The organism is Streptomyces abikoensis, from assembly GCF_014648775.1.
In the GTDB taxonomy this organism is placed as follows: domain Bacteria; phylum Actinomycetota; class Actinomycetes; order Streptomycetales; family Streptomycetaceae; genus Streptomyces; species Streptomyces abikoensis.
The window spans coordinates 1,108,046-1,134,105 of the sequence record NZ_BMRT01000001.1; the positions used below are offsets into that span (position 1 = coordinate 1,108,046).

The window sequence follows — 26,060 nt, forward strand, 5'->3', positions numbered from 1 at the left end:
TCAAGCGTGCAGCGAAGCCGGCTTGGGACGACTCCCCGCGCCCACCCCATTCGATTGGGGCATGCTCATTGGTGATTACGCAGCGGCACCAATAACCCCCCTCCGCTTCAGCCATCGCCGCCTGAAGCTCCTCCGGTTGACCACGCAGGCCCTCCGTCCCGGCCGGCGTCACCCGCTCGCGCTCCTCCAACACCCCCTGCACCGACGGCGACCGCCACCTCCGCGCATCCCGTAACCGAACCGACGGAAACCTGATCACATGGATACGAATCGATCATACGTTCTTCTCTTAGGGCTCGGTACGAGCCAGTTCTTACGCGAGCGCTCCTTCTCGGGCGCCAAGGACGCGAGTTCCATGCCTGTGTGGATAACAGGACTCGATCCGCTGCGTAGCCCGCAGCGCTTCTTCGACCGAGTGATAGCGGCGGATGACGGCTACGCCGATTCCGTGCTCGCGGCGGTGGCCGAGTGGAAGCAGCGCGGCTGGGATCTTGCGGCAGTCGTACCGATCAACGACTGGGGTGTGCCGTCGGCGAGTGCCGTCGCGAAGGAGTACGGGCTGCCTGGCCTCTCGGCCGATTCGGCACATGTCACACGCGACAAGTACGCGATGAAGGCACGTTTCGAGGCGGCGGATCTGCCGACCCCGCGCTCCATTTCCGTCACGTCTGAGGCAGAGATGCTCGCGGCGGCCGAGGAGATCGGGTTCCCCGTCGTGCTGAAGCCCGCCGACTTCAGTGGCAGCGGCGGGGTCAGCCTCGCTCATACACGCGCTGAGGCGATTGCCGCATTCGCGGCCTCGGTGGAGCACATCGAGCGCTACCGCGACGATTTCCCCATCGACGGCACCCGCTACCTGGTTGAGCAATACGTGGACTCCCAGGAGGAAGTCTCCGTCGAGGTGCTGTGCCACGGCGATCGGCGCAAGACGCTCACGGTCACCGAAAAATATCTTTCGGCACCTCCTGTCTTCGCCGAGGTGGGGCACCTCGTGCCCAGCCATCGTACGGGCGACCCGGCGTTGACGACTTTGGCGGAGAAGGCATGCGAGACCCTCGGAATCGATCGCGGGATCGCGCACGTCGAGATCAAATTCGACAGCAAGGGTGATCCGTGGCTCATCGAGGCGGCGGCTCGTCCCGGCGGTGACGGCATCATGGACCAGGTGGAGCGTGCCTACGGGTACAACCCCTACACCCTGCACGTGGCCTCCTACTTGGGAGTCGACCCTTTCCCGCTGGTGCAGAGCGAACCCGTCCGCAGCAGTGCCGTGGCATTCCTCAAGGCACAGCCAGGGGAGATCACCTCGGTAAGGATTCCGGAGAAGCTCCCCGAGAGCGTGGTCTCCGTCTTCGTGTCCAAGAAGCCTGGTGATGTCGTGAAGCCTGTCGCCGACTGGAGCACCCGGGACGGCGTGGCCGAAATGGTGTGGGACGAAATCTTCACCGAGCGCACCACGTTGCCCGTCGAGATCGCGGACAAACTGTCCGACGAAATCTTCGGGTGATCAGAAATTAGCGAAATGAGGAAGGTCTCGCCGGGACATCTATGATCCGCTATACCATTGCTTCAACTCTGTACCGCTTCTTTGCTGGCACTTTCCTCATGGTGATCAACTGGCAGATCGCGACGGCGGAAGGTGGCGGCTACTGGCGGCTGGCCATTTCGACGCTGCTGTCGTACGTGCCGGCGCTGGCGGTGCCGCTCGTGACCCGCCGCATAACGATGTCGGGGCAGCGCCTCACTGTGCTGTCGCTGCTTTATGTGGCCTTGGTGTCGCTCGTGGTCAGTTTTCTCATGGAGAACACCACCGTGCTGGTCGTTGCAAACTTCTTCATGTGGATCGGCTTCTTCGCCCTGGAGGCGAGTTGGGAAAGCTGGTTCAACGAGGAGAAGCGGCGGCAGGATGTGTCGTGGGCCAGCTCCGTCACCATGTCGGGCAATCAGGCGGCCCTGATGATCGGGCCGCTGCTGGCCCCCGCGATCATCGAAGTGGTGGGCACCCGCGGCATCGTGCGGGCGTTGACGGCAGGCTTTCTGCTGGTTGCTGCGCTCAGCTGGGCGGGCGTACGTGCCGCTGTGGTCGCCGGCACAGATGACGAGGCTGCGGCCGCTCCCCCGGCGAAACCTGCGGCTCCGCTGCGTCTGATCGCCACGTTCGCGCTCGTCTGGCCAGTGCTCGGCGCGTTCAATCTGATGCTGCCGCTCCAGGTCAGTGACCGCGGTGCCGGCCTTGTCGCGGTCGGCATCGTCGACGCCTTCCTGGGAATCGGTGTCATCGTCGCAGGTGTCGTGTCGGCCCGCGCGAAGCTGCCTTCCGCAAGGCTCTCGACGCTGGTGACTGCCTGCACCCTGGTCGGTGGGGTCCTGTGGGCGCTGCCGACGGGTGGAGCCGCCGTGGTCACGATGGCGCTCTCCACCTTCGCGTTGGGGGCCGGCTTCGGCGCGCTGCGCATTGCGCTGCGGGAGCACACCGCCACCCACTACGACTCCGCCGTTACCAGTCAGGCGGTCGCCCTCGGCAATGCCGCGGCGATTCCCATCCTGACTGTCGTCTTCCTCGTCTCCGGCGCGGCCCAACCGCTGGTGTGGGTTGCGCCGTTCCTGCTTGTCATCGTCATGTCCTATTCGTTTCAAGGGATTCGGATATGGAAAACATCGTTGAAGACCTAGTGGCCCTGCGCCTCGACCCCCGCACCATTCGAGACGCCGATCCGTTCCACGGACTCGTCGTCGCCGCCGAAGGCGTCACCAATATGGAGGCAGAGCGATGTCGTAAGGCAATCGAAATCCTTGAAGGTATTGCGCCCGGCGCCCTCGCCCCCGAGTTCCGCACCACTCGCGAAGCGGTGTTGAGCTGGGCACGTGGGGATTTGCTGAGCGCTCGCGAGATGCTGGCGAGCAGTCTGCAGAACTCCCGTGGAGAGCATGCGCTGCTCACCGGCTTTCTCGCCCATATGGCCGATTTCTCCCTGGGCGACAACGAGGGACTTCTTGAGACGGGCCGCGTCCTCACCGAGCTGAGACCCACGATGTCTCGCCGCGCCGCCGGCCTCAGCGACGGCCTTTTCGCCTTCGCTCTGGAGGAATGCGGGCACTATTCTGACGCGATCTCCTCCGCGGAGCGCGCGATGAGCATCAACCATGATGACGTCTACGCACTGCATGCCAAAGTGCATGTCCTGCAAAGGCTGCGCGAGAACGCGGCGGCGAAAGAATCCATCTCCCGCTACTCCAACGGCTGGGGAGCGGCAGAACCGATGCGCATCCACATGTGGTGGCACTTCGCCATAGGGCTGCTCGGTGAGGGTGAACTGGATGAGGCCCTGCGCTGCTACCAGTTGGAGGTGCGCCGCAAGACGAGGGCGGGAGCCTGGGAAGACCTCGATGCGGTCGCGCTGCTGTGGCGGCTGGAGATTCTGGGAGGGCAGGAGCTCTCCGAGATGCTGGTGCCCCATTGGTCCTCGCTTGCGGCGGCATGGGCTGCCTATGCGGAAGGCCCCAATTACATCTTCAACGATCTGCACGCTGCGATGGCGTTCGCGAAGGCCGGAGACTACCGCCTCTTCGACAGGATCGTGGCTTCCTGCCGCGCTCGAGAGTCGCCGGAGTTCTTCCACTCGGTGTGCCGACCGCTCTTCGATGGCATCGCAGCCTTCGCGCAGCGCGACTACGCGACCTCCGCGCGGGTCATGCGCTCGGCCCTGAAGCAGAAGCAGTTGCGTATCGGCGGCAGCAAGCTACAGCAAAGCGTCTTTCATTGGACCCGAGATGCAGCCGATACCCATCTCCGCGGCAGCAACCCCCGCGACCTCCTCAGTTCTCACACCCACGCACGAACGCATGGAGGAATGAACAATGAATCAGAAACTCACCGTCCTCAAGGACGCGCAGGAATTGGTGCAGCTCGACTTTCCGGAGCCGGCATCGCTGACGGTTAAGCGAGGCAGGCTCGGCTTCTTCCGTCTGCCCGATGATGGTTATTCCGAGGAGGAGTTGCGCGAAGGCGTGGCGGTCATCGGAGTCGGCGAGAAGATCAATATTACGGCGGGGGAGAAGCTCTTACTGACGGCCATTCAGCCGCATACGGAGTACATGCTCGACGGCACAGTGGAGCCACAGCGATGTACCATCCCGGCCGACTACCCGGTTGTCTCCGCGATGCTGAAGTACGCTGCGGAGAAGGGTTACTACTTCGGCTATGAAGACCGCTACGCAAAGGTTTACGAGCACGGCGCGACATCTTGGGAGGCACTCTCCGAGAACACGAGCCTGCGCGAGATCCTTGCACGGCACCCGGAGATATTCGAGGGCGACATTCTGGACTTGGGCACAGGCGAAGGGCGCGACAGCCTCTTTCTCCTGCGCAACCAAATCGGTCGCAGCGTAACGTCTTTTGACGTTTCACACAGTGCCCTGGAAAAGGCGCGCGGACGGGCGCGGGAGGAGGGGCTTCCCGCCGATGGATTCATCGAGAAGGACATAATCTTCCTGCGTGATGTGGCGGCGGCGTCCTTCGATCTGGCCCTCAACATGGGTGCGCTGCACATGCTCGACCGGGCGGAGGACCGGGCGCGTCACATCGCCCGTGTCTTCGACGTGCTGCGTCCTGGTGGCCACTTCATTGTTGACCACTGTGCCTCGGAATGGGGCCGTGGCTTCCACACCATCAAGAACTACGATGCCATCGCTGCCGACCTGGTGCCGGGGCGCACCATCACGCGCTACGTCGAGATCGATGGCGAGCGCAAGTCCATCGACCTTGAGGTGTTGCACTACTCCGAGCGTTCCCCGGAATCGCTGCTCTCCGAGTTGACCGCCGCGGGCTTTGAAGAGTTCGCACGCCTCGACACCGACACGGAAGCCTTCGGCAACTCGACATTGCAGGTCGTGCGGAAGCCCGTAAAGGGGGCCAGGTAAATGACACCCGAAAACCCTGGCACCGCATCGGCCAAGGAAAGTGTGCTGGCGGTGGCGAAAAGCCTGGCCGAGGGCACGATTACGCGTGATCTCAACCGAGAGCTGCCGCGAGAGCAGGTGCGTGCCGTAGCCGACGCAGGTTTCAGCCGGCTGCGCATACCGAAGGAATGTGGCGGTGACGGACTCACGATTCCCGAGTGGGGAGACGTGCTCGTCGAGCTGGCTGCGGCCGATTCCAACATTCCGCAGATCTTTCGCGGCCACATCGCGTTCGTCGAGGACATGGTGCACCGACCCGACGACGATTATCGCAAGCTGTGGCTCGGCCGGCTACTTGATGGGGAGGTGGTGGGCAACGCCTGGGCAGAAGCGGGGCCGACCACGATGGGGCAGAAGAACACGCTCTTCACCTGGAAAGGCGATGAGCTGACGGTCTCCGGCAAGAAGCATTACACGACCGGCTCCATCTTCGCGGATTGGGCGGATGTATCGGGAATCCACGAGGGACAGAGCGTGGCTGGATTCGTCTCGATGCATCAAAAGGGCGTCACGGTTCATGACGATTGGGACGGATTCGGCCAGCGCACTACGGGTACGGGCACGTTGCTCCTTGACGAGGCGAGTGTCGACCCTCGGGATGTCGCCCCCTTCGAGAAGCGCATCCGCTATCAAGCAGCGCTCTACCAGTGGATATTGCTCGTCGTGCAAGCGGGCATAGCAGTCGCCGTTGAGCGAGAAGTTACAGAGGCGGTGCGAAATCGCAAACGCAACTATTCGCACAGCTCCGCCGAGCTCGCCAAGGACGACCCGAATATCCAATCGCTCGTGGGGGAGATTTCGTCCATAGCCTATACGGCGCGGGCTCTGACCCGAGGCGTGGCGGAGGCCTTGCAGTGGGCCTCGGAGACGGGCGTTGCCGGACGTGATTCAGAGGAGGATCGCGAGGCGAATCTTGTGGCGGAAATCCGCTCCGAGCAGGCGCAGGTGATGCTTTCCGAGTTGGTACCGCGCTCGGCGACCCTGCTGTTCAACGCGCTTGGCGCCTCGGCGACGAGTACCGGTAGCGATCTCGACCGGCACTGGCGCAACTCAAGGACGGTCGCCAGCCACAACCCTGTGATATTCAAGCAGCGGGCCATTGGCGACTGGCTTCTCAACGGTACTCTGCCGCCCGTTGACTGGCAGGTGGGAATCCCCACCACCACCAAGACGGCGACTGCGTAGGGGACATCGACGCCGGTGACGCCCGACGGGCGTCACCGGTCGGCCCGTGCGCCGATCTCTACGCCCGAGTTTCGCAGCTCGTGGACCACGGCGTTCCAAGGTGTCGCGGGATGCCGCAGAAATGCTCCCGGTCGCCGACAAGCTGACCATCCAGTACGTGGTCGAGGAGGCCGTCGCGGCCGGCCTGACCGACGCCCTGATGGTGACCCGGCCACAACGAACGCCCCCCCCCCCCCGGAAGTCCACTTCGATCGCCACTACGAACGGGACTCCGCCCTGCACAAGAAGGGCGACGCCTGGGACGGGGCGGCTTCCATCGGCGCGACGTTGCTGCCGCCGTACCGGGGCGCGAAGCCGCGTGATCCAGTTGAGCAAAGACTCACGGCGGCGGGGAGATCCAACTCACCGTCGCCGTGCAGAGCCTGGCCGAGGGCCCTGGGCCCGGCGGCCCGGTTCAACGGCGTGGTCTTCTCCGGCTGCCGCTACGACACCGGGGACCGCATCGGCTACCTTCGGGCCGTCATCCGGCTCGCCGCCGAACACGAGGGCCTGGGGGCCGGGTTCAGATCCTGGCTGAGAGCCTTCGTGCGCCAGGAGATGCCGCCCTGAGCGCCCGTCCCTGGCCGACGACGCCCCGCGGCTCGCCACCTGCTACTCGAGCAGGGGTTGCGGGTGAGGGCGATACGCGGGTGCGCGCGCCCGTCAGCAGGAAGGTGCCGTCCGTCCGTGGTGCGGGCGGACGTGTCATTGCTGGAGGCGCCCGAAGGGAGATGAGAACAACGCCGTTGCGCTGACGCGTAAGGCCGCAGGTCAAGCAGGTTGAACGAGGCAACGGGACGCCTCTCTCCATGTGACGTTCCCAGGCGTGCGTGGTTGCTGGTGGGCGACGTGGTGGCCGTGGTGTGCCGTTACCGGGCGGCGAGGCCGTCCACCAGGGCTCGGAGCCCGTCCGAATAGGTGTCCTGGGCGGTCAGCGCCTCCCATCGGTCGGCGACTTGTGCCAACCGGGGAACCTCGTCGGGGTCGAGGTCGGCGAAGACGCTCTCCCGGTGGATGGGCCGGTCGGCTTCCGCCCGTCGCCGGGCCGCTGCCGCCCGGACCGTGATCTCTCCGGCTGTGTAGTACCAGACCGCGCGGTAACCGTGCACGGCCTGATCGAGGGGCAGCCCGCAGTCGACGAACCCATCCACGATTTGCTCGACAAACCACAGCGCGGGCTTGGAGAGCAGGTCGTCAGCGGTCAGTACCGTCACGATCCAGGGGCAGGCTGCCAGTACCTCGTGGATCGCCTCCGCGGCGACGATGACCCGCTCGCGGGGCCGGGCGGGCAGTTCGGGCCGGCGCAGCGTCCGTGTCGCGTAGTCGTCCAGCAGCAGCACGAGCAGCTCGTCCTTGTTGCGGACGTGATGGTAGAGCGCCATGGGCGTACTGCCGATCTCCGTGGCCAGCCGACGCATCGTCAACCGGTCCACGCCTTCCTCGTCCAGGATCCGAAAGGCCGCCCCGATGATCTCGTCGCGGGAGATCCGAGGAGGTCGGCCGGGAGTCTTGCGCGGTGCGGGCGGTTGCGGCATGCCCCCATCATCCCCTGGGTGTCGACACCGGGACGCACCAGGCGCTACTTTTCTTACATGTACAGAAACTTACGAAGGCGTCCCGGAGCCGTGCTGGCCGCGGCTGCCGTCGCGCAGTTCGTCGTCGCCCTGGACATGTCGGTGGTCAACGTCGCGCTGCCCGCGATCCGCCTCGCGCTGGGATTCACCCCGCTCGGCCTCTCCTGGGTCGTCCACATCTACGCGCTCACACTCGGCGGACTTCTGCTGCTGGGTGGCCGGGCCTGCGACCTCTACGGTCGGCGTCGGCTCTTCACGCTGGGCCTGGCGGTCTTCGGGCTGTGCTCACTGGCGGGCGGGCTGGCCCAGGCGCCCTGGCAACTGGTCGCCGCCCGGGCCGGCCAGGGCCTGGGTGCCGCAGCGGCCGCTCCGGCCGCGTTGGCCATGCTGACCGCCACGTTCCCCGAGGGGCCTCGGCGCACCCGGGCGCTCGGGGTGTGGAGCGCGGTGAACGCGGCGGGCGGCGCACTGGGTGTGCTCGCGGGCGGGCTGCTGACGCAGTACGCGGGCTGGCGGTGGGTCATGCTGATCAACCTGCCCATCGTCGCGGCGGCTCTCGCGCTGGTCCCCGCGGGCGTGCCCGCCGACGCACCTCCCACCCGGCGCGAGGCTCCGGACATGCTCGGCGCCATCCTGGCGACCTGCGGAATCGGGCTGCTGGTGTTCGGGGTCGTCCGCACCGACACGGTCGGGTGGGGCTCCCCCGCCACGCTGGTGGCCCTCGCCGCCTCGGCCGTACTGCTGGCCGCCTTCGTCGTCACCGAATCCCGGGCCCCGGCACCGCTGCTGCGCCTCGGGCTGCTGCGCAGCCGCTGGGTCGCCGGCGCCAACGTCCTGGTGTTCCTCGCGGCGGCCGGGCAGTTCACCGCCTTCTACTTCGTGTCCCTGTATCTGCAACAGGTCCTGGGCATGGGCGCCGCTGCCACCGGTGCCGCCTTCCTGCCCTTCTCCGTCGGTCTGGTCGCGGGCACCGTCGCCGCGACCCGCATCACCTCCTCCCGCTCCCCGCGCGCGGCTCTGGTGCCCGGCGCGCTGCTGGCCGCCGCAGGGCTGGCCTGGTTCGCCACCATCGATCCGGACGGCGGCTTCCTCGCCGACGTACTCGGCCCGTCCATCCTCACCAGCATCGGCACCGGACTGATCCTGGCTCCGGTCGCCGCCGCCGCGACCACAGGCGTCACCCCCCGCGAGGCCGGCATGGCATCAGGCGTCTTCAACAGCTCCCGCCAGCTCGGCGGCTGCATCGGCCTGGCCGTCCTCGCAACCGTCGCTGCGCACCGCACCGGCGCGGCCACCGACCCCGCCGCTCTGAACGACGGCTACGCCCTGGGCCTGGCGGTCACCGCCGCGCTCTTCCTGCTGGCCGCGGCCGTAGCGACCGCCGTACTGCCCCGCCACCGCGCTGCGCCGACCACCCCGCACACCGCCGCCCCCACAGAGAATCAACTGGAAGGAACACCGTCATGACGACGACACCCATCGACCTGTTCGCCTCGGCACTGCTGTTCCACCCCGACGGCGACGTCCGGGCCGCCGAACGCCGGATGGCGAGCAGCGACTCGGGCGCATGGCAGATCGCGACCTTCCACGTGGAGACCGACGCCGACGTCCACGCCGACCACTGGGAAATGCACCCGGAGGCGGACGAGGCGGTGTGCTGCCTGGCAGGCGGCGCCCGGATCTACTTCCGCCCCACCGGACCCGGCGAATCCAGCGAGGCAGTGCAGTTGCCGGCGGGTGCCGCCGTGATCGTTCCCCGAGGTCGCTGGCACCGCCTGGAACTGGACTCTCCGAGCGACCTCATGTCGATCACCCTTCGCCGCGGCACCCGCCTCGAAAGGCGCACCGACATCCACTGAATCACCGAGCATGCTCGGTCCCATTTGTTCAGGGCGGCGCTGCCCGCGGCGGGCACTCAAGGTGATCGCGGACGCCACAGCCTGGACGTCCTCGGTCTCGCCGGCGAAAGCGGCACGTCGTCCACCCGGCCGTCGGGCTGAGGTGTCCCCCGTCACGGTGCACGGTGCAGGCGGCCCGGCACCTTGTGGTTCCGGAACGGCGACGAGGACGGGCGGGCGGGCGCCGGATTGCTGGTGAGGCGCTTGCCTTCGGCAGGATGGATCATCGGCCACCACAAGACGGCCGGCCACCGTCCCCGCGCCCCCGGGCGCGTTGATCGCGACGGGACGGATCGAGGCGAGCGCGGGCGTCTTCTCGTCGGCCGTGTGCCGAGCGGTCGTCAGTTGAGGGTGGTGTCGCCCAGGGCCTCCAGTACCGGCCGGAGGGCCTCGGCGGCGTTGTCGACCAGGTCGCGGTCCACGTCGGCGAGCAGCCGCGCGTAGTTCGCCAGGTGGTCGGTGAAGACGGCCCGTGCGACCTCGTGCCCGTGCTCGGTGAGGTGGATCTTGACGGTGCGCCGGTCCTCTCCGTCGCGCACTCGTTTCACGAGGCCCTTGGCCTCCATCTTGTCGATGCGGTTGGTGATCGTGCCGGAGGACACCATGGACGCCTTGAGGAAGGTCCCGGCGGTGAGGGCGTAGGGCGGCCCGGAGCGCTGCAGCGTGGTGAGGACGTCGAACTCACCGACGTCCAGGCCGTGTTTGGTGGCGTTCGCCTTGACCGCCTTCTCCACCACCACGGCCAGCCGCTGGATGCGCCCGAAGAGCTGCACCGGCCAGAGGTCGTCCTCCACCTCGGCGCGCTCCTCGATCCACTGGCCGATGATCGCGTCCACAGCGTCGCTCATCGCGGCCGCTCCTCTCGATACAGACTCTCTCGACGGAGACTCTACCAGCGCTGATTCTCTTAGATTCGAGATACTTGACCCTAAGAGAGTCGAGGTGCTCTTATCTCACTGCCGAGATTCCCAAGGTTGAACGACAGGCAGGAGCGCACGATGTCGTACCCGCAGCACCCCCAGTACCCCGCTCCCCGTTACCACGGAGACCGGGGCGAGGTGAACGCGTCCTTCCGCACCGCCGACACCCCGCCGGAGCTCACCTCGCCCCGCGGCGACGCCTACCACTACCTCGCCACCCACGAGTCGACCGGCGGCGAGTACGGCCTGTACAAGGTGGACCTGGCAGCGCGGGCCGCCGGCGCCAAGACCCATTTCCACAAGGCGATGTCGGAGTCCTTCTACGTCCTCTCCGGGCAACTGGAGCTCTTCAACGGCGAGAAGTGGGTGACGGGCCGCGCCGGTGACTTCCTGTACGTGCCCGTCGGCGGCCTCCACGCCTTCAAGAACGTGACGGACGAGCCCATGTCGATGCTCATGCTCTTCTCCCCGGGCGCCCCGCGCGAGGAGTTCTTCGAAAGGATCGCGGAGATGTCACAGCGCGGCGGCGAGGAACTCAAGGAGTTCCGTGTCCGGCACGACAGCTACTTCGAGGAGGACTTCTAGGCGCGGACGGTGTAGCGGACCACCGCCGACGGCCTCGGGGGCATCCCCCACGTCCGGTCCCGGAGTCGCGGCCGAGCTCGGGGGAAAACAGATGCCGCGGACCGCATGGCGACGTAATGTGTGATCTCGACTGCTGCCTATTACCTGGCCGTTGGTACGGCCACCGCTTCGGGAGGGCTTGATGGTTGCGGACATGGTCAGGACTTGGGTGGCGGGCTGGGCCGTGTCCCGGCGGACGCCCCCGCCCGTCGAGAAGCCCTGGGGGTTCTATGTAGAGGTGGTCGGCAACCCCGACGAAGTGGGACGCCATGTCCTGCCCGAGGCCGAGGAGTCGTTGGTCCGCAGCGCCGCGGCCTCGGTGTCCGCGCCGCGGACGTGGATGAAGATGCCCGCCGAGCCGGAGGAGATCGAGTCCTGGCTGCCCCAGGGGTGGGCCTGGGAGGAGAGCGGCCATCTGATGGCCGTTGACCTGATGGCCACGCACCCGGTCGCGCCCGAGGGGTACACCGCGACCGTGGAGACCCTCGGAGCCGTCACCTACGCTCGTGTGCTGGATGCGGCGGGCAAGCAGGCGGCCCAGGGGCAGATGGCGCTCCTCGGGGAAGCCGTGGTCGTGGACCGGGTGACGACCGATGAGGCCCATCGGCGGCGCGGGCTGGGCAATTTCGTGATGCGTACGCTCACCGACCACGCCCTGGAGACGGGCGCGGTCCTCGGCGTTCTCGGTGCGACCGACGCCGGGCGCGCGCTGTACGAGACGCTGGGCTGGAAGAAGCACGCGACACTGGCGGAGTGCGTCTACCGGCCCTGAAGCAGGAACACCGGCCGTACGCCGGGGGGGTAGCCGGTTTGCTCGGAAGGGCCTGCGGGGCCGCCCCTCTCGCCCCCGGCAGGGCACACCATGCGGGTCAATCACGTCTACGGCCGGCCGTAGCGGCGCCCTGGCCACCAGGAACCACCGTCCCGCTCAGAGCCGGCAGTGCATCACGTGCAGCCCGACGAGGACGCCGGCCTGTTGGCTTCCACGACCGCGTTGAACTGGATCCCCCGGAAGCCCTCCGCGCGGCTCCAGTCGATGACGTGTTCGCCAAGAGCCCGCCCGATGCCCTTGCCCTGGTGGGCCGGGTCGACCACGGCCGCGCCTCTTCGAGGGTCTGGCCCTCGGCTCACGGAGTAGAACCGGTAGATGCCCGGCCAGTCCTCGTCGGAGGCTGTGCGGATCTCCATGCGCGGCAGCATACGTGCTCATCCGCAAAGGAACCGGTCCTCCAGCTGAGGTACGAAGCCGTCACTACGGAGTCGTCGTGGAGATCACATACGCGCGGGGGCGGTTGGGGTTGTCCCAGTTGACGACGATCTCGAAGTTCGGCTCGGGCTTGTCGTGGGAGACGGCCGTGCCCCGCCAGTGGTGGTCTTCGGGGCCGAACTTCCAGCCGACGACGTCCGCCTCGTCCTTGTCGATGGTGACCTTGCCGGGCTGGAGTTCGGCGGCGGAGGTGCCGAGTTGCTCCAGCCAGTGGTCGAGCCTGTCGCCGGTGGTGGTGAACTGGAGGTACAGCGAGCTGGACTTCCACGAGTTGGTCTCGTAGTGGGCGACGTACGCGGCGCCCGGCGGCACCGTCATCCCGTAGATGCGGCGCTGCAGCCGGGACGGCCAGCCGGACTCCAGCCCCGTCTGGGCCGCTTCCTCGCGCTTGGACTCGCTGCCACTGCGGCTCTGCATCGCGGAGATGTAGAGGTACCCGGCGGGGATGGCGACGAGCAGGAAGACGATCAGGGGTTTGACCCAGCGGGGGGCGCGCCGGGGCGGGACCGGCGGTTCGCCGGGGGTGGTGAGCTGTTCGGGCTGCACGGCGGTCACCCCCGGCCCGCCCGCGCGTAGCGCTCGTAGCGCTCCACCCGGCGGCGGTTGGCGCGGCGGAAGCGGCGGGCGACGAGGCGGGCGAGGTCGGCGGCGCCGACCATGCCGGCCTCGGGGCCGAGCTGGGCCTTGACGATGCGGGCCTCGGGGCGGTAACCGCGGCCGGTGAGGTGGCGGCGGAAGGCGTCGCGGGCGGGGCCGATCAGCAGGTCGTCGGCGGCGCTGACGCCACCGCCGATGACGAAGCACGAGGGGTCGAGGGCGGCGGCGAGGTTGGCGATGCCGACGCCGAGCCACTGGCCGATGTCCTGGAGGAGCTCGACGCACATGGCGTCCCCGGAGCGGGCCAGCTCGGTGATCAGCGGGCCGGTGATCTCCTTGACGTTGCCGCCGACGCGGTCCATGATCCCGTACGCCACCGGGGACTCGGCCGCGGCGAGCTCGCGGGCCTCGCGGACGAGCGCGTTGCCGGAGCTGTACTGCTCCCAGCAGCCGCGGTTGCCGCAGGGGCAGCGGTGGCCGCCGGGGACGACCTGCATATGGCCGAATTCGCCGGCGACGCCGAACTTGCCGCGCTTGACCTGGCCGTCCTCGAGGATGGCGCCGCCGATGCCCGTACCGAGGGTGATCATGACGAGGTGGTCCTCGCCCCGGCCGGCGCCGAAGCGCCACTCGGCCCAGGCGGCGGTGTTGGCGTCGTTGTCGACCATGACGGGCACGGCGAGACGGCCGGCGAGGCGGTCGCGCAGCGGTTCGTTGCGCCAGGACAGGTGGGGGGCGAAGAGGACCCGGTTGCGGTCGGCGTCGACCCAGCCGGCGGCACCGATGCCCACGGCGTGGACGTCGTGGCGGTCGGAGAGGTCGAGTACGAGCTCGACGATGGTGTCCTCGACGACCTTGGGGCTCTTGGACTTGTCCGGGGTCTCGGTGCGGAGCTTCTCCAGGATGTTGCCGTCGGCGTCCACGACACCCGCCATCACCTTGGTGCCGCCGATGTCGATGCCGACCGTGGGGACGCGCGGGGCGGTGAGGTGCGAGCGCCGCTCGCGTGTGCCGACCGTGCGGAGCACGGTCGCTGTGGCGCTGCCCCGGTGTACCCGCTCGCGGTACATGCTCATCGCGGTCGTAGCCCCTGCGGTGGTCTCGTGAGGCCGTGGGCCTCGTGGATGCGGTCATGCGGTCGTGGCCGATTGTGCCTCACTGACGGGTCACGACGCACAACGGCGCTGGTCACCCGGTTGTGGGCAATCGTCCCGTAAGGACGGAGGGCGGGCGCGTACGGTTCCCGCCGTCCGCGCCCGCCCGGTGTTCCACGAGGGGGTCAGCCGTCCTTCTCCGGCTCGTCCACCCTCTCCGACTTGCCCGGCTTGTCCGACTCCTCCGGTTCCGGCTCGATCCTTCTGCCGCCGATCACGTCCGGGCCCGGGGCCCGCTCCAGTTCGTGGCTGAGCTGGTCGAGCTCGCTGCCGCCCGCCATCTGCCGGGTGAGCTCGTCGAGCGCGATCCCGGACTTCGGGTGGCTGCCCGCCATGGCGCCCCGCTTGAGGAGGACGAAACGGTCGCCGACGAGGTAGGCGTGGTGGGGGTTGTGCGTGATCAAGACCACGCCGAGGCCGGCGTCCCGCGCGGCCGCGACGTACTTGAGGACGACGCCGGACTGCTTGACGCCGAGCGCCGCCGTCGGCTCGTCCAGGACGAGGACCTTCGCGCCGAAGTACACGGCGCGGGCGATGGCCACGCACTGGCGCTCGCCGCCGGAGAGGGTGCCGATCGGCTGGTCGACGTCGCGCAGGTCGATGCCCATGCGCAGGAGCTCCGCGCGGGTGGTCTCGCGCATCTTCCGCACGTCGAGGCGCTTGAAGGGGCCCGCGCCCGTCGTCGGCTCGGAGCCGAGGAAGAAGTTGCGCCAGACCGGCATCAGGGGGACGACGGCGAGGTCCTGGTAGACCGTGGCGATGCCGCGGTCGAGGGCCTCGCGGGGGGAGGCCAGCCGGGTCTCCTCGCCGTCGATCTCGAAGGTGCCGGTGTCGTGCTGGTGGAGGCCCGCGATGATCTTGATGAGCGTCGACTTGCCGGCGCCGTTGTCACCGAGGACGCAGGTGATCTCGCCCGGGTGGACCTCCAGGGAGACGCCCTCGAGCGCCCGGATGTTGCCGTAGAACTTGCTCACGTCGGTGAGCTTGACGAGTGCGGTCACTTGCTCGCCTCCGCGCGCTTGCGGACCCATGCGTTGAGCAGGGTCGCGAGGAGCAGCATCGCGCCGAGGAAGAACTTGAACCAGTCCGGGTTCCACTGCGCGTACACGATGCCCTTGCTGGTCATGCCGAAGATGAAGGCGCCGACCGCCGAGCCGATGGCGGAGCCGTAGCCGCCGGTCATCAGGCAGCCGCCGATGACGGCCGCGATGATGTAGAGGAACTCGTTGCCGACGCCCTCGCCGGACTGCACCACGTCGTAGGACATCAGGAGGTGCTGGCCGGAGATCCAGGCGCAGAAGGCGACGGCCATATAGAGGCCGATCTTGGTCTTGTTGACCGGGACGCCGACGGCCCGGGCGGCGTCGGAGCCGCCGCCGACGGCGAAGATCCAGTTGCCGACGCGGGTGCGCAGCAGGATCCAGGTGGCCAGGGCGACGAGGCCGAACCACCAGAGGATCGTCACCTGCAGGTCGACACCGCCGACGGTGAGGTGGGAGGCGAAGACGGCGTGGGCGGAGCCGAAGCCTTCCATGTCACCGATGGTCTTGGTGGAGACGGTGCCGCTGATGAGCTTGGTGAAGCCCAGATTCAGGCCGGTGAGCATGAGGAACGTGCCGAGCGTGATGATGAAGCTCGGCAGTTTGGTGCGGGTGAGCATGAAGCCGTTGAAGAAGCCGATGGCCAGGGTCGTCAGCAGGGAGACCCCGACGCCGACCCAGACGTTCGCCGTCATCTGGTAGCTGAACATCGACGAGACCAGGGCGGAGGTCGTGACCATCACACCGGTCGACAGGTCGAACTCGCCGCCGATCATCAGCAGGGCGACGGGGACCGCCATGATGCCGATCGTCGAGGACGCGTACAGCACCGTGGAGAGGCTGGACGCGCGCAGGAAGCTGTCGGCGACGAACGAGAAGAAGAGGAAGACCGCCGCCGCGCCGACGACCGCGCCCAGCTCGGGGCGGCCGAGCATCCGGCGGAGCACGCCGCGGTGGACGAGCCGCTCGTCGGCCCGTGCGGTTGTCGCTGTACTCATCGGGTGCCCCGCTTCGTGTACTCGGCGAGGGTCTTCGCGTCGTCCTTGGTGACGATCTGCGGGCCGGTGAGGACCGGGCGGCCACCGCCGAGCATGTCGCGGTTGTACCGGTAGAGCCAGAGCAGGTCGACGGCCTCGTAGCCCTGGAGGTACGGGTCCTGGTCGACGGCGAAGCCGAGGGAGCCGTTCTGGAGGGCCTCGGCGACCTTGGCGTTGAGGTCGAAGGTGTCGACCTCGACCTTGCTGCCGGCCTGCTGGGCGGCCTTCACGGCGGTGGGGGCGAAGGGGGCGCCGAGGGTGACGACGGCGTCGATGTCCTTGTCGGACTGGAGCTTCGCCTCGATGGAGGACTGCACGCTGGGCATGTTGGTGCCCTCGACGTAGAGGTTCTGCACCTCGCCCTTGAATGCCTTCTTCACGCCTTCGCAGCGCTGCTCGTGGCCGACGTTGCCCTGCTCGTGGAGGACGCAGACGGCCTTCTTCTTGCCGCGCTGGTTGAGCTGCTCGCCGACGGCCTCGCCGGCGATGACCTCGTCCTGGCCGATGTGGGTGAGCGCGCCGAACTCCTTGGACTTGTCGGAGCCCGAGTTCACGGTGATCACCGGGATGCCGGCCTTCACCGCCTTGGCGACGACGTCCTTCATGGCGTCGGGCTTGGCGAGCGTGACGATCAGGCCGTCGACCTTCTGGTCGATCATGGCCTGGACGTTCTGCGCCTGCTTGTTGCCCTCGACGTCGTGGGCGTAGAGGAATTTGATGTTGTCCTTGGCCGCCGCCTGCTTGGCACCGTTCTGCACGATGTCCCAGAAGGTGTCGCCATCGCCCGAGTGGGTGACCATCGCGAAGGTCCACCGGGGGGTGTCGACCGCGGCCCGCCCCTGGGCGGCCTTGGCGGCCCGCTCCTCGGCGCGCTTGCCGCCCGTGCTGCTGCATCCAGCGAGTGTGGCGCCGAGCACCGCTGCCAGCACGGCACTCACCGCGCGTACGCCTGTCCGAACCCTTGCCACGAGGACTTGCCCTTCTCACTGTCTGTCACGGTGCGGCCGGACCCCTATCCCACGGGCCCGGCCGCCCAAGTATCCGTCACCATCCGTCACCGCTGTCGGCGGGGGCGCCGGGGCTGCTCTTTGTGGGTGGAGTTCTAGTGGCGTTCACCACACTCCGTCAAGACTTTGTCAGAACATTCTTACGACAGGACAGGGCGGGGGCGGCTACGACCGCGCCAGGAGCTGGAAGTCGAACGCGTAGCGTGACGCCCGGTAGAGGTGCGAGGCGAACTCGACCGCGCGGCCGGTGTCGTCGAAGGTCGTCCGCTCCATCGTCAGCAGCGGCGCCCCCTCCGGCTCGGCCAGCAGCTCGCCCTCGGCGGGGCTCGCGGCGCGCGCCCCGATCGTCTGCCGGGCGCTGTGGAGGGTGATGCCGGCCATGCGCATCAGCCGGTAGAGCCCGGTGCGCTCCAGCGCCTCGTCGTCGAGGTCGAGCAGCCCGACGGGCAGGTGGTTGCGCAGGGCGGCCATCGGCTCGCCGTGCGCCAGGCGCAGCCGCTCCACCAGGAGGACGTCGGCCCCCTCGGCGACGCCGAGGGCGGCGGCGACCCGGGCCGTGGCGGGCTCGACGACGCGGCGCAGCACCCGGGTGGCGGGCTTCTGGCCGGCCTCCTCGAGGTCGTCGTAGAGGCTGCTGAGCTCCAGGGGGCGTTTGACCTGGCTGTGGACGACCTGGGTGCCCACGCCCCGGCGGCGGACGAGCAGGCCCTTGTCGACGAGCGACTGGATGGCCTGGCGGACGGTGGGCCGGGACAGGCCCAGCCGTCCCGCGAGCTCGATCTCGTTGCCGAGCAGGCTGCCGGGGGCGAGCTCGCCCCGCTCGATGGCGGCCTCCAACTGCTGGGAGAGCTGGAAGTAGAGCGGGACCGGGCTGCCCCGGTCGAGGGTGAACTGGAGGGGTTGGTGCGTGGCCACGGGGGGAGCGTAGTCGTGTGGCCTGATGTCGGGTAGTCCGGTGGTCCGGATGTCCGGACATCCGGACCACCGGGCCCTCTGGCGGGGCGCCCCGTAAGGGGCGCCCTCCTCAGAAGCGCACCGGCAAGTGGTGTGGGCCTCGCATCAGTAGGCCCTCGCGCCAGGTGAGCGCGTCGGGGTGGCTGTCGAGGGCCAGGTCGGGGCAGCGCTCCAGCAGGGAGCGGATGGCGATCCTCGCCTCCAGCCTCGCCAGGGGCGCGCCCACGCAGTAGTGGATGCCGTGGCCGAAGGCGACGTGGCCGCGGGCGTCGCGGTGGATGTCGAAACGGCCGGATTCCTCGAAGCGGGCCGGGTCGCGGTCGGCGTCGGACAGGGCGGCGAGGACGAGCTCACCGCCGCCGGGGATGACGGTGCCGCCGATCTCCAGGGGCTCGGTGGTGAAGCGGAAGGTGGAGGTCTCGACGGGGCCGTCGTAGCGCAGCATCTCCTCGACGGCGCCTTCGAGGAGCCCGAAGTCGGCGCGCAGGTCGGCGAGCTGGTCGGGGTGGCGCAGCAGGGCGAGGACGCCGTTCGATATGAGGTTGACGGTCGTCTCGTGGCCGGCGACCAGCAGGATCCAGGCCATGCCGAGGAGCTCCTCGGACGAGAGCCGGTCGCCGTCCTCGTCGGTGGTGCGGATCAGGGCGCTGAGCAGGTCGTCGCCGGGCTTCTCCCGCTTGGCGGCGACGAGGTCCCGCAGATAGGCGCCGACCTCCTCGGCGGCCTTGAGCTTCGCCTGGGGCGGCTCCGCGCCGATGGCGGTGTTCGACCAGCGGCGGAAGGCCGCCCGGTCGAGGTCGGGCACGCCGAGCAGCTCGCAGATGACGCTCATGGGCAGCGGGAAGGACAGCGCCTCGACGAGGTCGGCGCGGCGGTCCGGGGCGGCCAGCATCGTGTCGAGGAGCTCGTCGGTGAGCTGCTGGACGCGCGGGGCCATGGCCTCGACGCGGCGCGCGGTGAACTCCTTGGCGACCAGCTTCCGCAGCCGGGTGTGGTTCGGCTGGTCGGTGATGAGCATGTGCGGGCCGGCGGCGACGGGCGGCAGGGCCATGTCGGGCGCCGCGTTCCTCCAGTCCTTGGAGAGGGTGGGGTCGTTGAGGGCGGCGCGTACCTCGTCGTAGCCGACGACGAGCCAGCAGACCGCCCCCTCCGGCATCCGTACCCGGTGGACGGGGCCCCGCTCGCGCAGGGCGGCGTAGACCCGGTAGGGGTCCCGGGCCAGTTCCGCGCCCATCGCCGCCAGATCGACCGTCCCGTCCCGCTCTTCCGCCACTGCTGTCACGACTACCCCCCGACGCGTCGGCATGTTGTTCGACTCGCTCACCCTACGCGCGGGTAAGGCCGACCGCCATCGGCCGTGCGGACGAGTCCGGCACACCGTCAAGCGGGGTCGGCACGAAGGGGGTTGGCCTCCGTCCGACGGGCCGTCACCAGTGGCGGCCCTCGGGGAGCTCGGCCAGGTGGGGGTGCGACAGGTGCAGCACCTCGTAGCGCTCGGCGCGCTCGTCCTCGCCCGGCGGAACGGAGTGCTCCCACAGCGTGAAGCGCAGCAGCTGCCAGTGGCGGGGGTCGAAGGCCAGCGCGGTGGTGTGCGCCCCGGCCCGGCCCGCGAGCCCGTCCAGTTCGCCGAGCGCGTCCGCCATCACGGTCGCGGGGTCGGCGGCGGCGGGCATCGGGGTCAGCAGCCGGGAGGCCGCGCGCGGCGCGGCGGAGCGGGCCGGGCCCGCCTGGCAGGCGATGCCGGTCCAGTGGTGGACGGCCGGGCGGCCGAAGGAGGCGACGATGCCCTGGAATCCCCCGCCGCCGACCAGGAACTCGCCCATCGCGCCGACGCCGTCCCACAGGTAGAAGGGGGCGTACTGGTTGACCGGCGAGCCGTCGACTCCGCGTTCCCGGATGACGTAGGCCTTCAGCCCCAGCCCCGCGCGGTCGTCGAGGACGTGGGCCCGGGCCGCCACCCGCTCCCGGATGGTGGTCATGTCGTAGTCGGCGGGCAGGGTGATCTCGTACTGCATGGCGTACATGGCGGCTCTTTCCCTCAGTCGGTTCGGCGCCCGGTGGTGGTGTGCGCTGCGAGCAGTCCCAGGACGCCGTCGACGGCCCGCCGGAAGGGCTCCTCCGATCCGGCGGCGCGGGCGAGGACGTAGCCGCCCTGGAGGACGGCCACCACGGTCGAGGCGGTGTCGGCGGGGTCGAGCCCGGCGTCGAGCTCACCGCGGTCCCGGCCCTCGGCCAGCACGTCCGCGATCCGGCCCCGCAGCCAGGCGAAGGTCTCGTCGACGGGTGCGCGCAGCACGGGGTCGGCCATGACGTCGGGGTCCTGGGTGAGCCGGCCGATGGGGCAACCCTTGAGGACCTCCCGCTCGCGCCGCAGATACGCCGTGACCCGCTCGACGGCCGTGCCGGGCGCGGCGAACCGCTCCTCGGCGGCGGCCCGGAGCTCCTCGGCGGTGCGCCGGATCGCGGCGAGGGCGAGGTCGGGCTTGCCGGAGAAGTGGTGGTACATGCTGCCCTGGCCGGCGCCTGCGCGCTGCTGGATCGCCTTGGGGCTCGTACCGACGTAGCCGCGCTCCCACAGGAGTTCACGGGTGCTCTCGATGAGGCGTTCCGGGGTGCTCATGATCCCAGTGTACATACCAGTAGGTACAACTGATCTTGAGGGAACGCCGGAGCCCCGTCACCGCGCATCGGTGACGGGGCTCCTTGACGCGAGCGAAAAACGAAGGCGAAGGGATCAGCAGGAGAAGTCGACGAGGTCGAAGCTCCGGTAGTGGTCGGCCGTGTAGTAGTCCTCGTGCGCGTTCCTGCCGGTGATGACACGGCGCGCGCCGCGGTCCGGGGAGCCCGGGGTGATGACGGTGTACTCGTGGTAGTAGCCGCTCGACTGCTTGGGGAGGACGCCCTCGCGGTTGGAGAAGACGATCCCGTCCCGCGGGTACGGGAAGGGGCCGCCCTGGTCGATCAGCCGGATGGTGTCGTGGGCCTGGGCGGGCAGCTCCGAGTAGCAGATGTCGCCGACGGACTGCACGCCCATCACCGAGGGAGCGGCCGACGGGGCGGCCACGGCGGGGGTGCCGAAGAGCAGGGTGCCGGCGACGGCGGCGAGGGCGCCGAAGCGCACGAGACGATGGGGGGTTGTCATGGACATCAGGATGGCCGTGCGGCGGTATGACATGTCAACGCCAATCTTCTGATGTTTCCTTGACGTTCATCACGTTGACGGGGGCAGATCGCCTGTGTCCACGCCGCCACGCACGGAGACGAAAAAAGAGGGATTTTGCCTTTGGGGCAAAAATTTTGCCCAGTAGGCAAGAGCGGGTCTATACCGGAACCATGAGTTCGCTGCCCGACCCCCAAGAGGGCCCCCACGAGGGCCCCCACGAGGTGACCGAACTGCCCGCCGTGGCCCCGCGACTGCGCGCGCTGCGCAGGCGGAGCGGGCTGACCCTGGAGGCCGCCGCGGCCCGGGTGGGCCTGTCCCCCGCGCATCTGTCGCGGCTGGAGACCGGACGGCGCACGCCGTCCCTCCCCATGCTGCTGGCGCTGGCACGGACCTACGGTACGACCGTATCCGACCTCCTGGGCGAGGTGCCCGCCGAGCTCGACCCGATCGTCCGCGCCGACCGCATGGAGCCGCAGGAGGCGGGCGGCTGGACCTACTGGCGGGCCGGCGGCTCGGGCCGCGCCATGCAGGCGCTGCGGCTGCACGTGCCGCAGGGCCGGGACAGCCAGGAGGAGCTGGTCCGAGTCCACCCGGGCGAGGAATGGCTCTACGTCACCCGGGGACGGCTCCGGCTGTCGCTGGGCGGGACCACCCACCTGCTCGACGCCGGGGACGCCGCCCACTTCGACTCCCTCACCCCCCACCGCATCGCCGCCGCGTCACCCGGCGGGGTGGACCTGCTGTTCCTCCACACACTGCTCCAGAGCGGCGCCGCCGAGCTGTGCCTCGGCGCCGCGTCACCGAACCAGAGGGGAATCCGATGAGCGACAACGCGACCGGCTCGAAGCAGTTCCGCGAGGAGGACCGGGCCCCGATGGGCATGACGTTCCGGGTCTTCATCTACCTCGTCGCCGTCCACTTCATCGTGGCCTTCTTCTTCCTCCTCTTCTATCTCGGCGGGGCGAAGTAGCCCTGGCTACCCTGGTCCCATGGCCCGTACAGCCCGGCAAGTCCTCGACGAAGCGACGCGCGAGCTGGCACCGGAGGCGGGGGCGAACCGCCTGGTCCCGCTGATCGCGGCGGGCGACGCCCCCTTGGCCGCCGTCGCCGCCTTCACCCTCGAACAGCACCACGTCATCGCCTCCGACGCCCGCAGCTTCCTCCACCTCGCCGAACGGGCCGCCTTGCTGCGGCAGCCCGCCGTCGCCGCCTTCTTCGACCACCTCGCCCGGGACGAGTCCCGGGCGCTGGACCGCCTCGGCCCGCTCGCGGCCGCCTGCCGGCTGGACGAGGAGGCGGTGCGGGAGCACGAGCCGCGCGCCGGCTGCCAGGCGTATCCGGCGTACGTGGCCTGGCTGGCGCTGGGCGCCGAGCCCGTCGACGTGGTCGTGGCCCTGTGCGCCAACTTCACGGCGTGGGGCGACTACTGCGCCACGGTGGGCCGGGCCCTGCGCGAGCACTACGGCTTCGACGACGAGGCGTGCGGCTTCTTCGACCTGTTCGCCGCGCCCGACCCCGAGGGCGCCGAGCGCGCGCTGGCGGCCGTGGGCACCGGCCTGGTGGACGGCCGGCTCACGGAACGGCCGGCGCGCCGTTACGGTCGTCTGCTCCAGGACTATGAACTGATGTTCTGGGCTACGCTCGCGGCATGCTGAACTACCGTTCGGCGCAAGCCGACGAGCTGGCCCGTGTCGACGCGCTCGACAACTCCTTCACCACTGACTCCATCATCGTGGTCACCGCCTCGGACGACGGCTTCCGCCTGCGCACGGTGCGGGTGAGCCCCCCGCTGCGCAAGGTCTACCCGGACGACGAGGACGAGGACGACCGCCCCCGCGAGACCGTCGTCGCCCAGGACGGCGCGGAGCTGTGCGGCGCGATCACCTTCGCGTACGAGTCCTGGAACCGCAGGCTGTTCGTCGCCGACGTCCGGGTCGCCCCCGGCCGCCGGGGGCAGGGCATAGGCCGCGGCCTGATGGACCGCGCCCTCGCGCGCGGCCGTGAACTGGGCGCCCGGACGGCCTGGCTGGAGGTGACGAGCGTCAACGCGCCCGCGATCCAGGCGTACCGCCGCATGGGGTTCGCGGTGTGCGGGCTGGACACCACCCTCTACCGGGGGACGGCGGCGGAGGGCGAGACGGCGCTGTTCATGAGCCGCACGCTGGCCTGACCCCCTAGCGAGTGGAGGCCCTCCTCCGTCAGCGAGCCGTGGACGCGCAGCCGCGCGATGCCCCCGTCGGGGAAGATGTCCACCCGGACGTGGGTGGCGACGGCGGGCCGGTCCAGGACGAAGCGGTGCACGGTGTCCGGCTCCAGCCGGGTCCTGGGCAGCAGTTCCCGCCAGCCGGTGGTGTGGTCGGCGGGGTCGGCGCCCGTGGCGGCGTCCAGGACGGACAGGGCCGCCCACCCGGCCGCGTTGCCCTTGTAGCAGCCGGTGTCGATCTCCACGGCCCGGAGGGACGCCTGCCCGGTGAGCCGGTAGCGCACCCAGTCGTGGCCGCGGTCGCGGCGGCGGCGGGTCTCCCAGCCGTCGTCCATCTTGCGGGAGCGGCCCGGGTGGATGGCGTTCGCCGGGGAGGAGTAGAAGCGGTCGGAGGCGTCCTCGGCGTGCCCGCCGTTCTCCAGCGCGGCGAGGTCGAAGGTGCCCAGCGCCGCCAGCCATGCGGGGTCGGGGGCGGCCTCGCCGTGGACCCTCAGCCGGGCTATGCCCCCGTCGGGGAACTGACTGAGTCTCAGGTGGGTGAAGCGCTCCCCGCCCCCGACGGCGAAGCCGTTGGCGGCGTGCCCGCCGACGGGGGTGCGGGGGACGAGGACCGTCCACTTCACGTCGTCGGCGAGCAGGTCGGCCGGGGACGGCGAGCCGGGCAGCGAGGCGCCCTCCACACCGACGGCGTGCGGGTGGTTGCCGCGGAAGTGGGCGGTGTCGACGATCACGCCCCGGACGACGCCGGGCACGCCGAGCCGGACGATCGCCCAGTCGTGGTCCTCGTCCGAGGGGTGCGGCTCGCCGGCCGTGGCGCCGCGCCGGCGGCGGGTCTCCCAGCCGTCCATCACCTTGCCCTTGTGGCCGAAGAGCGCGGGGTCGAAGTGCGGTGCCTCCGGTTTGATCAGGTTCTCGCGCTCGGCGAAGAACTCGTCGTTGGCGGCGATCACCGAGCCGCCCAGCCGGCGGTCGGCGAGGTCGGGGAGGTGGGTGAAGGGGAAGTCGGCGGTCCGGTAGTCGGCGTAGGGGTCGCCGCCGGTGTACGGGGCGGCGCCGCCGGCGAAGGAGGGAATGCTCATCAGCGCTCCAGGAGTCGGCCGGTGGATGCGGTGAGGGAAGTGGGGGTGCCGTGGTCGGTCACCTTGCGGCCGCGCAGCCAGGTGGACCGGACGACGCCGGTCAGGGTCCGGCCCGCGTAGGCGGTGACGGGGTTGCGGTGGTGGAGTGCGGCCGCGTCGACGGTGAAGGTCTCGTCGGGGGCGAGGACGGCGAAGTCGGCGTCCCGGCCCGCCTCGACGGCGCCCTTGGCGGACAGGCCGGCGAGGGCGGCGGGAGCGGTGGACATCCAGCGGGCGACGTCGGCCAGGGTGCGGCCGCGCCGCCGGGCCTCGGTCCAGACGGCGGGCAGGCCCAGCTGGAGGGAGGAGATCCCGCCCCAGGCTTCCGCGAAGTCGGGGACCTTGAGGTCGGCCGTGCAGGGCGAGTGGTCGGAGACGACGCAGTCGATGACCCCGTCGGCCAGCCCGGCCCACAGGGCGTCCCGGTTGGCGGCCTCGCGGATCGGCGGGCAGCACTTGAACTCGGTGGCCCCGTCCGGCACTTCCTCGGCGGTCAGGGTCAGGAAGTGCGGACAGGTCTCGGCGGTGATCCGTACGCCCTCGGCGCGGGCGGCGGCGATCAGGGGCAGGGCGTCGGCGGAGGACAGGTGCAGTACATGGACGCGGGTGCCCCGGCGGCGCGCGACGTCGACGAGCGCGGCGATCGCCTCGTGCTCGGCGGCGCGCGGCCGGGAGGCGAGGAAGTCGGCGTAGCGCGGGCCGCCGCGCTGCGGGGCCCCGGCCAGCCGGTCCGGGTCCTCGGCGTGGACGATCAGCAGGGCGTCGAGCTCGGCGATCCGGGTCGCGACGGCGTCCAGGTCGTGGCGGTCCAGGTGGGGGAACTCGTCGACGCCGGACGGGGAGAGGAATGCCTTGAAGCCGAGGACACCGGCGTCGTGCAGGGGGCGCAGGTCGTCCGGGTTGCCGGGCAGCGCACCGCCCCAGAAGCCCACGTCGATGTGGGCCCGGCCCCGGGCCACGGCCTGTTTGGCGCGCAGGTGGGGCACGGTGGTGGTGGGCGGGATGCTGTTGAGCGGCATGTCGACGAGCGTGGTGACCCCGCCGGCGGCGGCCGCCCTGGTGGCGGTCGCGAAACCCTCCCACTCGGCCCGGCCGGGGTCGTTCACGTGCACATGGGTGTCGACGAGACCGGGCAGGATGACGTCGTCGCCCAGTTCCTCGACGGGGGTTCCCGGGGGCGGCTCGGTCCCGTGGGGCAGGACCTCGGCGATCCGGCCGCCGGTCACGGCGACGGCGGCGGCGCACACGCCCTCCGGGGTCACCACTCGTGTCGAACGCAGCAGCAGGTCCACCGTCCGCCCCTCGACGAATCGTCAACGGT

27 protein-coding genes and 2 pseudogenes are annotated in these 26,060 nt (G+C 69.6%); 14 read left to right on the forward strand and 15 right to left on the reverse strand.

Annotated elements, in window-relative coordinates; all coding sequences use genetic code 11:
- Positions 1 to 259 precede the first annotated feature (259 nt).
- The 6 genes and pseudogenes from IE096_RS04780 to IE096_RS31225 all read left to right on the forward strand — a co-directional run.
- Positions 260 to 1,507: an ATP-grasp domain-containing protein gene (locus tag IE096_RS04780; RefSeq protein ID WP_189448645.1), complete on the forward strand. Its 1,248-nt coding sequence runs from the start codon at positions 260 to 262 to the stop codon at positions 1,505 to 1,507.
- Positions 1,508 to 1,548: 41 nt separating this feature from the next.
- Positions 1,549 to 2,673, forward strand: a complete 1,125-nt coding sequence (locus tag IE096_RS04785; RefSeq protein ID WP_189448647.1) for an MFS transporter — start codon at positions 1,549 to 1,551, stop codon at positions 2,671 to 2,673.
- Complete coding sequence (locus IE096_RS04790) at positions 2,649 to 3,941, forward strand: tetratricopeptide repeat protein (protein WP_189448649.1); 1,293 nt, start codon at positions 2,649 to 2,651, stop codon at positions 3,939 to 3,941. The genes IE096_RS04785 and IE096_RS04790 overlap by 25 nt, the downstream gene beginning before the upstream one ends.
- Positions 3,859 to 4,920 carry a class I SAM-dependent methyltransferase gene (locus IE096_RS04795; protein WP_229819915.1) on the forward strand — a complete coding sequence of 354 codons (1,062 nt, stop codon included), beginning with the start codon at positions 3,859 to 3,861 and terminating at the stop codon, positions 4,918 to 4,920. The genes IE096_RS04790 and IE096_RS04795 overlap by 83 nt, the downstream gene beginning before the upstream one ends.
- Complete coding sequence (locus IE096_RS04800) at positions 4,921 to 6,144, forward strand: acyl-CoA dehydrogenase family protein (RefSeq protein ID WP_189448650.1); 1,224 nt, start codon at positions 4,921 to 4,923, stop codon at positions 6,142 to 6,144.
- A 386-nt stretch (positions 6,145 to 6,530) separates the two neighbouring features.
- Positions 6,531 to 6,753 (forward strand): annotated as a pseudogene (locus IE096_RS31225) (UTP--glucose-1-phosphate uridylyltransferase); the annotation flags it as partial.
- Positions 6,754 to 7,052: 299 nt separating this feature from the next.
- On the opposite strand, the gene IE096_RS04810 reads toward IE096_RS31225, so the two are convergent.
- Positions 7,053 to 7,718, reverse strand: a complete 666-nt coding sequence (locus tag IE096_RS04810) for a TetR/AcrR family transcriptional regulator (RefSeq protein ID WP_189448652.1) — start codon at positions 7,716 to 7,718, stop codon at positions 7,053 to 7,055.
- A gap of 57 nt (positions 7,719 to 7,775) precedes the next feature.
- Here IE096_RS04810 and IE096_RS04815 point away from each other — a divergent pair, with 57 nt between their 5' ends.
- Positions 7,776 to 9,224: an MFS transporter gene (locus IE096_RS04815; RefSeq protein ID WP_189448654.1), complete on the forward strand. Its 1,449-nt coding sequence runs from the start codon at positions 7,776 to 7,778 to the stop codon at positions 9,222 to 9,224.
- On the forward strand, positions 9,221 to 9,616 hold the full coding sequence (locus IE096_RS04820; protein WP_189448655.1) for a cupin domain-containing protein: 396 nt from the start codon (positions 9,221 to 9,223) through the stop codon (positions 9,614 to 9,616). The genes IE096_RS04815 and IE096_RS04820 overlap by 4 nt, the downstream gene beginning before the upstream one ends.
- 380 nt (positions 9,617 to 9,996) lie before the next feature.
- Here the strand turns inward: IE096_RS04820 and IE096_RS04825 are convergent, their stop codons facing one another.
- Positions 9,997 to 10,503: a MarR family winged helix-turn-helix transcriptional regulator gene (locus tag IE096_RS04825; protein WP_189448657.1), complete on the reverse strand. Its 507-nt coding sequence runs from the start codon at positions 10,501 to 10,503 to the stop codon at positions 9,997 to 9,999.
- 150 nt (positions 10,504 to 10,653) lie between these two features.
- Between IE096_RS04825 and IE096_RS04830 the strand changes: the two genes are divergently transcribed.
- On the forward strand, positions 10,654 to 11,160 hold the full coding sequence (locus IE096_RS04830; RefSeq protein ID WP_189448658.1) for a cupin domain-containing protein: 507 nt from the start codon (positions 10,654 to 10,656) through the stop codon (positions 11,158 to 11,160).
- Positions 11,161 to 11,353: 193 nt separating this feature from the next.
- Positions 11,354 to 11,971: a GNAT family N-acetyltransferase gene (locus IE096_RS04835; protein WP_229819916.1), complete on the forward strand. Its 618-nt coding sequence runs from the start codon at positions 11,354 to 11,356 to the stop codon at positions 11,969 to 11,971.
- A gap of 194 nt (positions 11,972 to 12,165) precedes the next feature.
- Here IE096_RS04835 and IE096_RS32060 read toward each other — a convergent pair.
- The 11 genes and pseudogenes from IE096_RS32060 to IE096_RS04890 form a co-directional block, all read right to left on the reverse strand.
- Positions 12,166 to 12,294, reverse strand: a pseudogene (locus IE096_RS32060) (GNAT family N-acetyltransferase); the annotation flags it as partial.
- A gap of 157 nt (positions 12,295 to 12,451) precedes the next feature.
- Complete coding sequence (locus tag IE096_RS04845) at positions 12,452 to 13,012, reverse strand: hypothetical protein (protein WP_229819917.1); 561 nt, start codon at positions 13,010 to 13,012, stop codon at positions 12,452 to 12,454.
- 5 nt (positions 13,013 to 13,017) lie between these two features.
- Complete coding sequence (locus tag IE096_RS04850; RefSeq protein ID WP_126916654.1) at positions 13,018 to 14,139, reverse strand: ROK family glucokinase; 1,122 nt, start codon at positions 14,137 to 14,139, stop codon at positions 13,018 to 13,020.
- A gap of 203 nt (positions 14,140 to 14,342) precedes the next feature.
- Positions 14,343 to 15,248: an ATP-binding cassette domain-containing protein gene (locus IE096_RS04855; protein ID WP_229819918.1), complete on the reverse strand. Its 906-nt coding sequence runs from the start codon at positions 15,246 to 15,248 to the stop codon at positions 14,343 to 14,345.
- The gene (locus tag IE096_RS04860; protein ID WP_189448666.1) at positions 15,215 to 16,255 is read right to left on the reverse strand and encodes an ABC transporter permease; all 1,041 of its coding nucleotides are present in this window, start codon (positions 16,253 to 16,255) and stop codon (positions 15,215 to 15,217) included. The genes IE096_RS04855 and IE096_RS04860 overlap by 34 nt, the downstream gene beginning before the upstream one ends.
- Entirely contained in the window at positions 16,252 to 17,262 is a 1,011-nt protein-coding gene (locus tag IE096_RS04865; protein WP_444544779.1) for a sugar ABC transporter substrate-binding protein, read from the reverse strand. The genes IE096_RS04860 and IE096_RS04865 overlap by 4 nt, the downstream gene beginning before the upstream one ends.
- Positions 17,263 to 17,466: 204 nt before the next feature.
- Positions 17,467 to 18,216: a GntR family transcriptional regulator gene (locus IE096_RS04870; protein ID WP_189448668.1), complete on the reverse strand. Its 750-nt coding sequence runs from the start codon at positions 18,214 to 18,216 to the stop codon at positions 17,467 to 17,469.
- Between the two features lie 109 nt (positions 18,217 to 18,325).
- Entirely contained in the window at positions 18,326 to 19,561 is a 1,236-nt protein-coding gene (locus tag IE096_RS04875) for a cytochrome P450 family protein (RefSeq protein WP_373298009.1), read from the reverse strand.
- A gap of 121 nt (positions 19,562 to 19,682) precedes the next feature.
- A complete protein-coding gene (locus IE096_RS04880) occupies positions 19,683 to 20,279 on the reverse strand; it encodes a DUF4865 family protein (RefSeq protein ID WP_189448669.1) in 597 nt (198 codons plus the stop codon).
- A 14-nt stretch (positions 20,280 to 20,293) separates the two neighbouring features.
- Positions 20,294 to 20,875, reverse strand: coding sequence for a TetR/AcrR family transcriptional regulator (locus tag IE096_RS04885; protein ID WP_189448670.1), 582 nt, complete (start codon positions 20,873 to 20,875; stop codon positions 20,294 to 20,296).
- Between the two features lie 114 nt (positions 20,876 to 20,989).
- Complete coding sequence (locus IE096_RS04890) at positions 20,990 to 21,397, reverse strand: guanyl-specific ribonuclease (protein ID WP_189448671.1); 408 nt, start codon at positions 21,395 to 21,397, stop codon at positions 20,990 to 20,992.
- A 191-nt stretch (positions 21,398 to 21,588) separates the two neighbouring features.
- Here IE096_RS04890 and IE096_RS04895 point away from each other — a divergent pair, with 191 nt between their 5' ends.
- From IE096_RS04895 to IE096_RS04910, 4 genes are read left to right on the forward strand one after another with little or no spacing between them, the layout of a single operon-like run.
- Entirely contained in the window at positions 21,589 to 22,242 is a 654-nt protein-coding gene (locus IE096_RS04895; RefSeq protein WP_189448672.1) for a helix-turn-helix domain-containing protein, read from the forward strand.
- On the forward strand, positions 22,239 to 22,388 hold the full coding sequence (locus IE096_RS04900; RefSeq protein ID WP_189449725.1) for a DUF6126 family protein: 150 nt from the start codon (positions 22,239 to 22,241) through the stop codon (positions 22,386 to 22,388). Before IE096_RS04895 ends, IE096_RS04900 begins: the two co-directional genes overlap by 4 nt.
- Positions 22,389 to 22,407: 19 nt before the next feature.
- Positions 22,408 to 23,073, forward strand: a complete 666-nt coding sequence (locus IE096_RS04905) for a TenA family protein (RefSeq protein WP_189448673.1) — start codon at positions 22,408 to 22,410, stop codon at positions 23,071 to 23,073.
- On the forward strand, positions 23,067 to 23,588 hold the full coding sequence (locus tag IE096_RS04910) for a GNAT family N-acetyltransferase (RefSeq protein WP_189448674.1): 522 nt from the start codon (positions 23,067 to 23,069) through the stop codon (positions 23,586 to 23,588). Before IE096_RS04905 ends, IE096_RS04910 begins: the two co-directional genes overlap by 7 nt.
- On the opposite strand, the gene alc is transcribed toward IE096_RS04910, so the two are convergent.
- Both alc and allB read right to left on the reverse strand, forming a co-directional pair.
- Complete coding sequence (gene alc / locus IE096_RS04915) at positions 23,528 to 24,700, reverse strand: allantoicase (protein ID WP_189448676.1); 1,173 nt, start codon at positions 24,698 to 24,700, stop codon at positions 23,528 to 23,530. The genes IE096_RS04910 and alc overlap by 61 nt on opposite strands.
- Complete coding sequence (gene allB / locus IE096_RS04920) at positions 24,700 to 26,031, reverse strand: allantoinase AllB (RefSeq protein ID WP_189448678.1); 1,332 nt, start codon at positions 26,029 to 26,031, stop codon at positions 24,700 to 24,702. Before allB ends, alc begins: the two co-directional genes overlap by 1 nt.
- Between the last annotated feature and the right edge of the window lie 29 nt (positions 26,032 to 26,060).